This is a genomic window from Leptolyngbya sp. BL0902 (assembly GCF_016403105.1).
Lineage (GTDB): Bacteria > Cyanobacteriota > Cyanobacteriia > Phormidesmidales > Phormidesmidaceae > Nodosilinea.
Genome location: NZ_CP046155.1, coordinates 1,736,577 through 1,748,696 on the forward strand (window position 1 = coordinate 1,736,577; position 12,120 = coordinate 1,748,696).

Annotated in this window: 11 protein-coding genes, 1 tRNA gene and 1 pseudogene; 7 read left to right on the plus strand and 6 right to left on the minus strand. The window is 55.6% G+C overall.

Annotation, left to right across the window (positions count from 1 at the left end; genetic code table 11):
• Positions 1 to 207 precede the first annotated feature (207 nt).
• Positions 208 to 2,058, plus strand: a complete 1,851-nt coding sequence (locus tag GFS31_RS07795) for a PP2C family protein-serine/threonine phosphatase (RefSeq protein ID WP_198807623.1) — start codon at positions 208 to 210, stop codon at positions 2,056 to 2,058.
• Between the two features lie 26 nt (positions 2,059 to 2,084).
• On the opposite strand, the gene GFS31_RS07800 is transcribed toward GFS31_RS07795, so the two are convergent.
• Positions 2,085 to 3,251: a geranylgeranyl reductase family protein gene (locus GFS31_RS07800; RefSeq protein WP_263974919.1), complete on the minus strand. Its 1,167-nt coding sequence runs from the start codon at positions 3,249 to 3,251 to the stop codon at positions 2,085 to 2,087.
• Positions 3,252 to 3,581: 330 nt separating this feature from the next.
• Here GFS31_RS07800 and rimO point away from each other — a divergent pair, with 330 nt between their 5' ends.
• Positions 3,582 to 4,904, plus strand: a complete 1,323-nt coding sequence (rimO, locus tag GFS31_RS07805; protein WP_198807624.1) for a 30S ribosomal protein S12 methylthiotransferase RimO — start codon at positions 3,582 to 3,584, stop codon at positions 4,902 to 4,904.
• Positions 4,905 to 5,003: 99 nt separating this feature from the next.
• Positions 5,004 to 6,431, plus strand: a complete 1,428-nt coding sequence (locus GFS31_RS07810) for a DEAD/DEAH box helicase (RefSeq protein WP_198807625.1) — start codon at positions 5,004 to 5,006, stop codon at positions 6,429 to 6,431.
• 756 nt (positions 6,432 to 7,187) lie between these two features.
• Here the strand turns inward: GFS31_RS07810 and GFS31_RS07815 are convergent.
• The 3 genes from GFS31_RS07815 to GFS31_RS07825 form a co-directional block, all read right to left on the minus strand.
• On the minus strand, positions 7,188 to 7,793 hold the full coding sequence (locus tag GFS31_RS07815) for a Uma2 family endonuclease (protein ID WP_198807626.1): 606 nt from the start codon (positions 7,791 to 7,793) through the stop codon (positions 7,188 to 7,190).
• A gap of 107 nt (positions 7,794 to 7,900) precedes the next feature.
• Positions 7,901 to 8,485 carry a Uma2 family endonuclease gene (locus GFS31_RS07820; RefSeq protein ID WP_198807627.1) on the minus strand — a complete coding sequence of 195 codons (585 nt, stop codon included), beginning with the start codon at positions 8,483 to 8,485 and terminating at the stop codon, positions 7,901 to 7,903.
• Between the two features lie 70 nt (positions 8,486 to 8,555).
• Entirely contained in the window at positions 8,556 to 9,446 is an 891-nt protein-coding gene (locus GFS31_RS07825; RefSeq protein WP_198807628.1) for a hypothetical protein, read from the minus strand.
• A gap of 240 nt (positions 9,447 to 9,686) precedes the next feature.
• Here GFS31_RS07825 and GFS31_RS07830 point away from each other — a divergent pair, with 240 nt between their 5' ends.
• Together GFS31_RS07830 and GFS31_RS21665 are read left to right on the plus strand one after the other, a co-directional pair.
• A complete protein-coding gene (locus tag GFS31_RS07830) occupies positions 9,687 to 10,058 on the plus strand; it encodes a hypothetical protein (protein WP_198807629.1) in 372 nt (123 codons plus the stop codon).
• Positions 10,055 to 10,168: pseudogene (locus tag GFS31_RS21665) on the plus strand (hypothetical protein); the annotation flags it as partial. The gene GFS31_RS07830 and the pseudogene GFS31_RS21665, both read left to right, overlap by 4 nt.
• 7 nt (positions 10,169 to 10,175) lie before the next feature.
• Here GFS31_RS21665 and GFS31_RS07835 read toward each other — a convergent pair.
• Complete coding sequence (locus tag GFS31_RS07835; RefSeq protein WP_198807630.1) at positions 10,176 to 10,451, minus strand: hypothetical protein; 276 nt, start codon at positions 10,449 to 10,451, stop codon at positions 10,176 to 10,178.
• Between the two features lie 537 nt (positions 10,452 to 10,988).
• On the opposite strand from GFS31_RS07835, the gene GFS31_RS07840 reads away from it, so the two are divergent.
• The gene (locus tag GFS31_RS07840) at positions 10,989 to 11,252 is read left to right on the plus strand and encodes a hypothetical protein (RefSeq protein WP_198807631.1); all 264 of its coding nucleotides are present in this window, start codon (positions 10,989 to 10,991) and stop codon (positions 11,250 to 11,252) included.
• Positions 11,233 to 11,673 (plus strand): putative toxin-antitoxin system toxin component, PIN family, encoded by a 441-nt coding sequence (locus GFS31_RS07845; RefSeq protein WP_198807632.1) that lies wholly within the window; start codon positions 11,233 to 11,235, stop codon positions 11,671 to 11,673. The genes GFS31_RS07840 and GFS31_RS07845 overlap by 20 nt, the downstream gene beginning before the upstream one ends.
• Before the next feature lie 242 nt (positions 11,674 to 11,915).
• Here GFS31_RS07845 and GFS31_RS07850 read toward each other — a convergent pair.
• Positions 11,916 to 11,987: transfer RNA gene (locus tag GFS31_RS07850), tRNA-Val, on the minus strand.
• Positions 11,988 to 12,120 lie beyond the last annotated feature (133 nt).

Genomic DNA, 12,120 nt, shown 5'->3' on the forward strand with positions numbered 1-12,120 from the left:
GGCCTAACCTAATGTTTGAGAGGTCTAGGTTTAATCTATCCTTAGAGGCCAAAGCTTGGGGTCGCTAATTACATTCTTTTAACGGAGAGTAACGGTTGTGGCGGATCATTATCCTCCCTTAGGCTAGGCCTGGGGCTTTCCTGCCCTTTTCACAGCGCCTGTGCCCCAGCCCCCAATGTTTCCCTTGCCCCCAACCTGTCTGAGTCTATGAACCGTGCTGAGCGCTTTTCCTCCCGCTACCAGCCCTACCTCTGGGTGGTGGGCGATGGGATTGAAACCCTGCCCCTTGATGAACTGGTGAGTCAGCGATACCGGGTGGTGGCCCCGCGTCTATGGCTCGATACCCAGCCTGAGCAGCGGCCTGACACCCCCGATACCCTGCCCGACCAAGCCCTGCCCTACCTCCGTACCCATTCCCTACGGCTCCATGTGCCGGGGCTCTATGGGGCACTTCAGCCCGGACTCTCGGATCCCCTTTTGCTGCTGGAAAATGCCCCCATCCATCCCCAGGCGGGGGTTCTGTTCCCCGCTATTGAGACGGCGCTGGCTGGGGCCGACCCTCTGCGCCAAATGCAATGGCTCTGGCAAACCTGGGAACTATGGCAGCGGCTAGCCCCCTACGATCTGCGCCGCAGTTTGCTCCAGCCCCAAAACCTGCGGGTAGAGGGTTGGCGCATTCGGCTCCTAGAACTCTATGACGATGGGGCAGCTCCCGGCTTGACAGATCTGGCTGCTCTCTGGCAGTCCTGGCGAGAGTCTTGGCATCCCTCCCTCTCCGAGCCCCTCACGGTCTTGATCGCGGCGATAGAAGCCGCCGAAGCGGATGAAGACACCCTAGAACTAACGCTCAACCAACTGCTCCTAGCGCAAAGTGCCCTGCGACCGGGCCGCTTTGCCCTCACTGGAGCCACCGCCATTGGCCCCACCCAGCCCCGCAACGAAGATGCCTGCTGGCCCGATAGCACCCTCCTCGACACCCGTGCCGAGAACGGCCTTCAGGTGGGCATCGTCTGCGATGGGGTAGGTGGCCACGACGGTGGTGAAGTGGCGAGTCAGTTGGCCATTCAGTCCCTCAAACTGCAACTGCAAACCTTCCTGGCGGAGGTGGAGAAGGAGACTCAAATTCTGCCGCCCCAGGTGATCATTCAGCAGATTGAGGCCGTTCTGCGCATCGTCAACGACTTAATCAGCTTTCAAAACGACAGCCAAAGCCGGGTGGGACGGCAACGCATGGGCACCACCCTGGTGATGGCGGTATTGGTGCCCCAACGGGTGATTACCGAGGCCGGGGCGCAGCGGGTCACGGAGGTCTACCTAGCCCACATTGGCGACAGTCGCGCCTACTGGATCACCCCCGACTATTGCCACCTGCTGACCGTGGATGACGACATCGCCGGACGGGAGGTGATCGCCGGACGCCAAACCCTCTCCCTCGCCCTAGAACGCAGCGACGCCGGAGCCCTCACCCAAGCTCTGGGCACCCGCAGCGGCGACTATTTCCATCCCCATATTCGGCGCTTTGTCCTGGATGAAACGGGGGTTTTGCTGCTGTGTTCCGATGGCCTCAGCGACCACTACCGCATCGAAGACGCCTGGGCCAACTACATCGGTCTGATTGTGAAAGACATCGTTACTTTAGAATCGGCGGTGGCCTCCTGGCTGGAGTTGGCTAACCAAAAAAACGGCCACGACAACGTAGCAGTGGTGCTTATCCACCATCGCATTGCTGCCCCCGTCGAGGCACCGACCGAGGCTGAAACCACGGCCCCTCGCGTTTCCCCCACCGAATCCACCCTCTACGGCGAAACCTCAGAGGAAGAAGCCAGTGCGCCCCTCACACCCAAGCCCAAGCCTGTGCCCCTGTGGGTACTGCTGCTGTCGGGGGCCATTTTGCTCACCGCCGTAGCCAGTTGGTGGTTTACCCGTCCCACGCCAGAGCCCACCACGCCCGAAGATGCCATCGAAATCCCTGTGGTGCCCCCCAGCGACATCAACCCACTTGACCCCGAATCACAGCCTGAGTCTGAGGAGGGCGCTGATCCCGATACCCCCAATTAGGGCAGTTCTCGCCAGCGGAGCCACCCTTATCGCCCCGGAATCAGCCCAGCACCTAGGCGTTTCATCACCCGGTTGGCAATGTCGGCGTACTGCACTTCCCCCGCCAAAATTTGGCCTAGGCGCTGGGTGGCGGTGGGGCGTTTAATGCCCACTCGGTAGCCAATCCCCGGCACCCGGAAGAACAGGCCCGAAATCCGTTTGGCCCACTGCATATCCGCCCCCCAGGATGTCTGCATCTCAGCGGTATAGTCCGCCAGGGCACCCGTTTCGCCGGATAAGGCCCGATGGATTGCCGCCGCTGCCTTGACGCCGCTAATCATGCCGGGACGAATGCCCTCGGCACTGAGGGGATCCACAATCGCCGCCGCCTCGCCCACCAGCACCGCCCGCTCCCTGTGGAGGGGATGCTGGCCATCCCACAGCTTCAGCGCATGGTGATAGGTCTGGGCCTGGGCGGGGTTGACGCCAATGGTTTGGCAATAGCGATCTAGGGCGGTTTGATAGTCCGCTGTGGCCTTATCTGCGGCCTTACCAACGGCGGATTTGCCTACAAAGGACGCCGCCCCAATGGAATAGCCCTGGCGCTTAGGAAAGTTCCACAGACAGCCCTGCTTCACCAGGCCAAACTCAAAGCTCATCGGGAAGGTGTCCGCCACGGGATCGGCGGTCGTCACTTCCAACAGCGTCGCGATACGCAGGGGCAGGCTCGGAAAGCCCAGCCACCCCGCCATCGGCCCCTGGGCTCCATCTGCCGCCACCAGGTAAGACGCGGTGAACGGGCCGCTGGGTGTGGAAACCTGCCACCGATCCCCGGCTAGGGCGATCCCCGTCACAGGGGTGCCGTCCTTGACCTCTGCCCCCTGGGCTTGGGCTTGCTGCACTAGGAACTGATCAAACACCTCCCGCCGCACCATCCAAATCGGCTCGGCGGTTTCGAGGGCGGCGTCAATGGGGTCGTCAAGTTGGTAGGTATAGCGCACTTGCCGCCGCTGGTTGTCGATGGCGGGGGCAAAGTCGAAGTCAAAATACTGGGCCACACTGGGGGAAACCGCCCCACTGCAAGGCTTGTAGCGCGGGAGAGAAGCCGCTTCCAGAACCAGCACCGAACGCCCCTGCTTGGCCAGGTGGTAGGCTGCTGACGATCCCGCTGGCCCCGCTCCCACCACAATACAATCGTAAATCCGGTCGTCCATCGCGCTTCTCACCCCTCTCCGTACCCGCTCTATGTCCTCCCAGCCTAGGGGAAAACCAGATGCCTTGATGCATCGATCCGAAAATATGTTAAGTTGTGTTAATAGTCTAGGGATTGTCGGCTATCAAGCCTCACAACAACGCTTAGGCGGGTTAAACCCAGCCATCACCAGATTCCCTTGGGTGGATAAATCCGGTGGTAGGTATCCAAACTCGCTCTCAAAGTATGCGTTTTCAAACGATGCCCTAGGGCCACAGCAATGGGAGGTACTGTTCATTCTTCCTGATGCTGAAGGATAACATCTGTACCTGTTGTTGTTAGGAATTGATGCATGGGGCTGAAGCCGACCGTTGCCTTTAACCATTTAGGATGCGAGAAAAATCGCGTTGATACGGAACATATGCTGGGCTTGCTGGTGCAGGCGGGCTATGGCGTGGATGCCAACGAAGAATTGGCCGATTACGTGGTGGTCAACACCTGTAGCTTCATTGAGGAAGCCCGCAAGGAGTCGGTGCGGACGCTGGTGGAACTGGCGGAAGCAAATAAGAAGATTGTGATCACGGGCTGTCTGGCCCAGCATTTTCAAGACGAATTGCTGGACGAATTGCCGGAAGCCGTGGCCCTGGTGGGTACCGGAGACTACAACCGCATCGTGGAAGTGATCGAGCGGGCCGAGGCCGGGGAACGGGTGAAGCTGGTGACGCCAGAACCCACCTACATCGCCGATGAAACCGTGCCCCGCTACCGCACCACCGCCTCCAGTGTGGCCTACCTGCGGGTGGCGGAGGGCTGCGACTACCGCTGCGCCTTCTGCATCATCCCCCACCTGCGCGGCAACCAGCGATCCCGCTCCATCGAGTCCATCGTGGCCGAGGCCAAACAACTGGCCGACGAAGGGGTGCAGGAACTGGTGTTGATCTCCCAAATCACCACTAACTACGGTTTGGATCTCTACGGCAAGCCTGCCCTGGCGGAACTGCTACGGGCCTTGGGCGAGGTGGATGTGCCCTGGATTCGGATGCACTACGCCTACCCCACGGGGCTGACTCCGAAGGTCATTGACGCCATCCGCGACACCCCGAACGTCCTCCCCTACCTGGATTTGCCCCTCCAGCATTCCCACCCGGAGGTGCTGCGGGCCATGAATCGGCCTTGGCAAGGGCAGGTCAACGACGACGTGATCCACCGCATCAAAGACGCCCTCCCCGAAGCGGTGCTGCGAACCACCTTCATTGTGGGATTTCCTGGGGAAACCGACGAACATTTCGAGCATCTGCTGGCCTTTGTGGAACGCCACCGCTTTGATCACGTCGGCGTGTTCTCCTTCTCTGCTGAGGAAGGCACCCCCGCCTACAGCCTGCCCAACCAAATTCCCGAAGCCCTGCGGGAACAGCGGCGCGAAACCCTAATGCTGGCCCAACAGCCCATCGCCTGGGCCAACAATCAGGCGGAAATCGGCAAGACCGTGGACGTGCTGATCGAGCAGGAAAACCCCGCCACGGGCGTTACCATCGGTCGCTCTAGCCGCTTTGCCCCAGAGGTGGATGGCGTCGTCTACGTCACGGGTTCGGCCCCGCTGAACGACATTGTCCCCGTCACCATCACCGCCGCCGACACCTACGACCTGTTTGGTCAGATCGCCGAAGTGCCCTAGCCCCAGCGATCCCAGCGGTGGATCCCCCTGGTTTTATGCCCCCTAGCGGCCTCTGTTTTCCCGTTTCTCCCGACTGTGTCATCTCTTCGAGGATTCGTTATGACCTTCTCCTTTGCCAGCCTAGGTTTGTCGGCTGCCCGTGTTAGCCACCTAGAATCCCTGGGCTACCACGAGCCCACCGCCATCCAAGCGGAGGCCATTCCCCACCTGCTATCGGGCCGGGACTTGATTGGTCAGGCACAGACCGGGACGGGCAAAACCGCTGCCTTCTCCCTGCCGCTGATGGAGCAGGTGGATCCCAATAATCCCGCTGTCCAAGCTCTGGTGCTAACCCCGACGCGGGAACTGGCGCTGCAAGTCTGCCAAGCCATGCGGAGCTACCGCATCCAGGGACGCCCCAAAATCCTGGCGCTCTATGGTGGCCAATCCATCGACCGTCAGCAAGAACAGCTCCGGCGTGGGGCGCAGATTGTGGTGGGTACTCCAGGCCGTGTCCTCGACCTGCTGAACCGAGGCACCCTCTCCCTCAAAAGCCTGGGCTGGCTGGTGCTGGATGAAGCCGACGAAATGCTGAATATGGGCTTCATTCAGGATGTGGAAAAAATCCTCAGCAAAGCCCCCGCCAATCGCCAAACCGCCTTTTTCTCCGCCACCATGGCCCCAGAGATTCGGGAACTGACCACCAAGTTCCTGCAATCCCCCGTCACCGTCACTATCCAAGCCGCCAAAGCCTCGCCTCGGCACATTCAACAAATGTCCTACGTGGTGCCTCGCGGCTGGACGAAGGTTCGCGCCCTGCAACCGATTCTAGAAATCCAAGACCCCGAATCCGCCATCATCTTTGTGCGGACGCGCCGCACCGCCAGCGATCTCACCCGCCAGTTGCAGGCTGCTGGCTACAGTGTGGACGAATACCACGGCGACCTCAGCCAGTCCCAGCGGGAACGCCTGCTGCTGCGGTTCCGCCAACAACAGGTGCGCTGGGTCGTCGCCACCGATATCGCCGCCCGGGGCATCCATGTGGATGACCTCACCCACGTCATCAACTTTGACCTCCCCGATGCCGTGGAAAACTACGTCCACCGCATTGGCCGCACCGGACGGGCCGGAAAAACCGGGGTCGCCATTTCCCTGGTGACGCCCCTAGAAAAGTACAAGCTGCGCCAAATTGAACGGCAAACCAAGCAGCCCATGACCATCATGCAAATCCCCACCCGCGCCGAGATTGCCGCCCGCAATCTGGAACGGCTGCGGAGCCAAGTGCGGGAAGCCATCACCAGCGAACGGCTGGCCTCCTTCCTGCCCATTGTGTCCCAACTCAGCGAAGAGTACGACATCCACACCATCGCCGCCGCCGCCCTGCAAATGGCCTACGACCACACCGTACCTGCATGGCAGCGCAGCGATCACCATGTGCAGACCGAATCTAGCCCTAAGACGTCGGGAAGCCATAAATCCATCCCCGCCCCCAAAAAGCGCAGCCAGCGAGTTTCCCAAAACCAACCTGTAGAATCTCCTGGCAATTAAAGGCCACCCCAGTGTGAAAACGTTTAGGTGAGTGTTATTTCGTTAGATTACGTATGAAACAACACAACCTAAACTCTGAGGCATCCTAGAATTAGGTCAGTACCGGATCGTGCCGCTGCCTAGTCTGGGAGGTTTTGAGCCATGCTGGTCATGATGACGGATAACCAAATCATCTCGCCCCACACGATCTGTCAGAACTGTCTTCTGGCAGATCACAATGGAGAACCCCGGTGGCGACAGGGCAGTTTAGGGTGCGGTCGCCTAGTGTCTGGGCTGAGTCATGGACAACCTGCCCAGTTTGAATGCCAAATGGGCTTTCGTGTCGCCAGTGTTGATTGACCGTATCCCCTCAGCAATCGCTAAGACGCTGGGGGTGATGATACAGGCATGGGCTAGGAGATGCAACGCTGTAACGGAGCAGAGAGCCGTTAGATAGGGCGCTTGATGCGCTGTCATTGCTTTGGGTCAATTAAGCCCTCCGTTGGCAGACAGCTTGCTCATCAGCCCGTTGTGGGGGAATAGCTGTAGTGCGTTATGTCCTGTGTCAAAAACCAGGCGCTGTGGCGCATTTCTGATTGCCCATTGGACTCCATAGGCATCGATCTGGTTGACTGACAAAACTTGCTAGAACCCATCTTCATCGAAGGGGCCAGAGACCTGAACCCTACGTGAATCCAATGCGGTAGAGGAATGGTTTTCGCGTCTGCTGAAAATCCTTTTTCAGTCAGGGCATCAGTCCTCACTGTACTGTGGATATTATGATCCTGGCGGCAAAATCTCTGACAGAGAAAGCAAAATATCGGAGAAATTCAGAGGCGACATTTGATTCGGCTCAGTCAAGATGAGGTGGTGACAATAGCCCATTGCCGTAGGTTCGCGAAAGAGATGGATCTGGCGATTTTTGAGATCCAGAACCCAATAATCGGCAATGCCCGCTTGGGCATAGAGCTTGGCTTTTACCTCGCAATCTTGCCGTAGGGTGGAATCGGCCACCTCCACCACGAGATAAACCTGCTCTGGACGAGGATGCTGCTCGGCATAATCCAGAACGGTACCTTGCACAACCGCTAAATCCGGCTCCGGTTCCGAGAAATCGTCCAGTTGGATAGGGTCTTGGGTGCGAACTAGAGCGCGTTCTTCCAATTGGGCACGCAAGGCATTGGCTAGGAGATGCAGCGCTGTGACGTGGGGTGTGCCTTTGGGAGCCATTAGGGTGATCTGTCCAGCCAAAAGTTCTGTGCGTTCGTCGGCCCTGAAGAGGCCGAGTTCCCCCATGCGGTGGTAGTCTCGCACCGTCCATCGCTTGAGCTGGCTCGGTTCCAAGACTAGGGAACCGCTAGAAAGGGCGCTTGATGCCGTCATCGCTCTCCAGAGTTGGGGTCGGTAAAGCCCCCGTGTTTACAGGATAGTTTACCCAAGGGTGACTTATGGAGTAAGTCAAGTCAGGAACTATTGGGAAAACTGAAAAATCAGGGCATTGAAGAAAGCTGATCAAGGTTTTTGTAGAGAGCCTCAATTTCGCAAATCAAGTTAGTACTGCTAAGTACAAGGGCGTCGCCGTCCTGAAAAATCTGGGGAGCCCATAGATTATTGGAATGACACTGAAACCGTTCGACCAAAATTTGACTTTGGTGAATAAGCATATACTCTTCTAACGTAGAAATAGTTTTGTCATCGGAGAACTTATCGCCCCTATCAAAAGCCTCATTAGATTCAGATATAACTTCGATAATGAGCTTGGGATAGAGGATAAACTCCTCGATAGAGGTACGGTCACGCCTATCACAGGTAATGGTTAAATCAGGATAGTAAAAGAGATTAAGGGCTGGCAGACACACCTTCATACCCATAGCATAGGAAATGTAGTCCGTACCTCGTAGATGATTGACGAGGAGAGCTGAAATATTACCAGCAATGATGACATGGGCTTTACTGACCCCTGCCACTGCAATAAGCTGTCCTTGCAAATATTCGTGCTTAATCGGACTGATGCGTTCGATAGCTAAATACTCGTCAGTCGTAAAGCATGAATACCGTCTGTTTCTCCTGGTCATTGAAGTATATCTAGTGTTTGATCAATACTAAGCTTAAAGTAAGCGATGTGGACTTCTATATTACTTGGAATTACTTAAACCAAGATGGTGGCAGAAGGAATATTGGGCCTTTAGGATGTACACGAATAGAGTCTTCAAAGATCTCTGACCATTTCTCAAAACTCTGGGCAAGGTTTTCTTCCTGTTTTGCATCTATAGCCATCATTCCTAAACAGTCTGTCAAGTGAATTCTGGCTCGACGACCATCAAAGTTCTTGTAGACACCATCGAGCATCACGTAGAAATCGATAGTCATCACAGATTTAGGGGATTGTGAGACAGGCAAGGGAGAGATACTTTCTTGATGATTCCAGATGCCTGAGTAAGCGCAAAACTTTGATGGAGCGAACTGTTTAGAGTAAGGGTCAAATACAAAATAGGTGATGGTGCGCTGTCCCCACTTATCCCTTGCAGTAGGATCATGGAGAATTTCATGGTTCCATTGCCTCAAATTTAGAAAAATCTCCAAAAAGTCTCCAACAAAGTGGAGCCTTCTATCCTGGAGATCAAGAACAGATTCAGAAACAGCTATGGCACGAAGGATCTCCGCTTTGATATCCAGGAATTCGTTGACGATAGATTGCTCGGATAGGTGATTGATTCTTTTGATATTCTTTGGAGATAGTTGAGGCAAGAGAACCGTTTGAAATGCATTCATCCCGATCTCTCGCATGAGAGCAATCGTATTAGCAGCTAAATTCCGTCTTCCTCTGGCGACATGGGAGCTAACCATGCTAATAAAGGCATCATTGGTCTGTTGGGCCTGGAAGAGATGGGTTGTCGCAAATTTGGCATGATTCGCAACTGGATCAGCTCTGCTAACCTCAAATTCAATCCATAGCTTTCTATGATCTTCTTCTCTTTCTAAAAGTACGTCTGCCCTGGATGAATATCCCAGGATATCAGACAGTTCTTCTGGCAAGACTTGAACCTCTGAACGACACGACCAACCCGTTGGTAGTTGGCGGCTAAACTCGGTTTGTAGAAAGCTCGTTAGGCGACCCATCGTAGAGGGGTAATGGTTGTAATGCGCTAATTATATCGCCTGGACAAAAAACACGGGTATGGTCTACTTTTCAACTTCCTCCTTTCTCTCTGGCACCCCAACCCGGCTTCCCTCAGACAACTGCGATAATAAACGCAAACCCTCTCTGGCATTGCCATGGCAAAAATCACCCTCGACATCCCAGACGAGCTGATCGACCAACTCTCCGAACTAGGCCAGCCTATCGCAGACTGGCTACCCCAGCAGTTGCCCAACCTGCTCACCCAAGGTCGCCAACCCGCCATTCTCCCAGCCCACATCTACCGCTACATCCTCGACTTTATCGCTAGCGGCCCTACCCCCCAGGAAATCTTAGACTTTCGGCTCACCCCAGCCATGCAAGACCGTCTGCGCAGCTTAGTGGCTCGCGCCCGCTCCGGTGACCTCATCCCCTCAGAACAAGCCGAACTCGACGAATATGAGCGCATTGATCACATCATTGTCATGCTCAATGCAGGCCATTTCAGCAACCTGCTGGGGCAAGCATGAACAAAGCCTATATCTCTGTCAGCTTGCGTCGTTTCGTCGAGCAGCGGGCCAACAACCGATGCGAATATTGCCTACTGCCAGGGGCGGCCACCTTCTTCCCTCATGAAATTGACCACGTCATCGCTGAAAAGCACGGGGGCAAGACAGATGTCTCTTGCGGTACAACTCCCACAGATCGTCAATTCGCCTTGGTTCAGCCACTTTCTGAACCACCTCCGGCTTCGGAAACAGGCGATATTTTTCTTTGGTGGGGTCAAAGGTGCCATTCTTCAGATCCACCGCCAGCAACTCAGCCCGGTTTTCTGGGCCAACTCTCGATGCGTCGGCGTATCCTTGGCCCCGATGTAGCAGTAGTCCGCCTTGCCCTGGTACGTCCAGTAAAGCCGCAGCCATCCATGGCTCACGCCGATAGACACGCTCCCCTTTGGAGCCTTACGACGTCGTTGACGCTTTTCTGGGTGGACAGTATCGGCAGAAACCTCAAAAGTCGCTCTGTTCAACACGTTGGGCCATGGAACTCAATTATCCTAATCGCATCCGGATAATGAGTACTCCTGTATCTATCCATACCTCTCGGTGACGGCTTAATGAGAATTTCAGATTCCCAAAAACAACAATGCGTAAGGGCTAGAGTCCTTACGCATCAAAAGGTTTACGGACAGAGCAAGGGCGATGAGAGGGTTTATCGATCTGGCGAAATTTGGCTTCGTGTCTGAGGCTCTTGATGCCCCTGACTGTGTTGCTCAACGAAGTCGAGAATATGGCGATTAGCGTCTTCAGTATGGATTGGAATGGGCAGGGTCTCTGGCCCAGTGGCATCGTAGCTGGCTAGAAGCCAGTCGCCCAAATTTTTTGTGCTCAAGCCCTGGCCTCATCACCACAATCCTTGGGGCTAAACTTAAAGCAGAATCCCTATCAGCCCTGAGTGCGATGACCAAGACCAACGTTGTCAGCATTACCCAAGCACGTCAGTTTGCCTTCCCGCCCGAAGTCCTCGCCACCCTAGAGCCAGGAGACGAGTATCTGCTGTGGCAAACAGACGACACGATTGTGCTGAAGAAGATTACCCAGCCCCTCTCCTTCGATGCCTTGTTTCAGCGCATTGAAGCCCTTGGCCCTGATCCCGATCAACCCACAGAGGCCGAAATCTGTGCCATTGTAAAAACCATTCGCCATGACCGAGCCCAAGCTTAATGTCGTGCTCGACACCAACGTTTGGGTTTCGGCCCTGCTGTTTGGTGGGCAACCAGCTCGTCTGGTTCAACTCGCTCGCGATGGCCAAGTGCAACTTTGTATGTCTCAAGCCTTGCTGAGCGAGTTGGCTGATGTACTGCGCTATCCCAAATTCCAATCTCGCCTACAGCGTATCGGCACAACTCCAGAATCGCTGCTCATCAACATCTCGCGACTAGCCTCCTTTGGCACAAAGGTTGTCTCCATCGATGTGCCAGAGCTGCGGGATCTTGACGATAAAATTGTGCTTGAAGCGGCCATTGCGGCCCAAGCGGTGGCCATTGTTTCTGGCGACGACGATCTTTTGGTGCTCAAAAGTGTTGCGGACATCCCTATCCTGACCGTTAAAGCATTTCTAGCCTGCTACTTCCCAGATTGGTAAGTTCATACCCGCGAGAGCAGCACATGGCTACTCTTTGTGGGAGGCCGTAGAGAACCCTCGCGGCACCAGCAACCTTTCCTCCTGCGATACATCGCCCCTTGGCTCACAATGAATCCCACCACTAGGGGTCAGTGAAACAGGATGATCAAACCTACTCAGTGACGGCTTAATGAGAATTTCAGATTCCCAAAAACAACAATGCGCAAGGGCTAGAGTCCTTACGCATCAAAAGGTTTAGAGTATGGGCGATACTGGATTCGAACCAGTGACCCCTTCCGTGTGAAGGAAGTGCGCTACCACTGTGCTAATCGCCCGTCGGTTCTATAAGGTAGCACAGGATGCGGTTTGAACTCAACCAATTTCGCCATTTTTTTGACCAGGCTACGAGGGGGATGTCACCCCTATAGCAGTGGGCTAGGTTGCCCGCTTGGCTTATTGAGCGATACG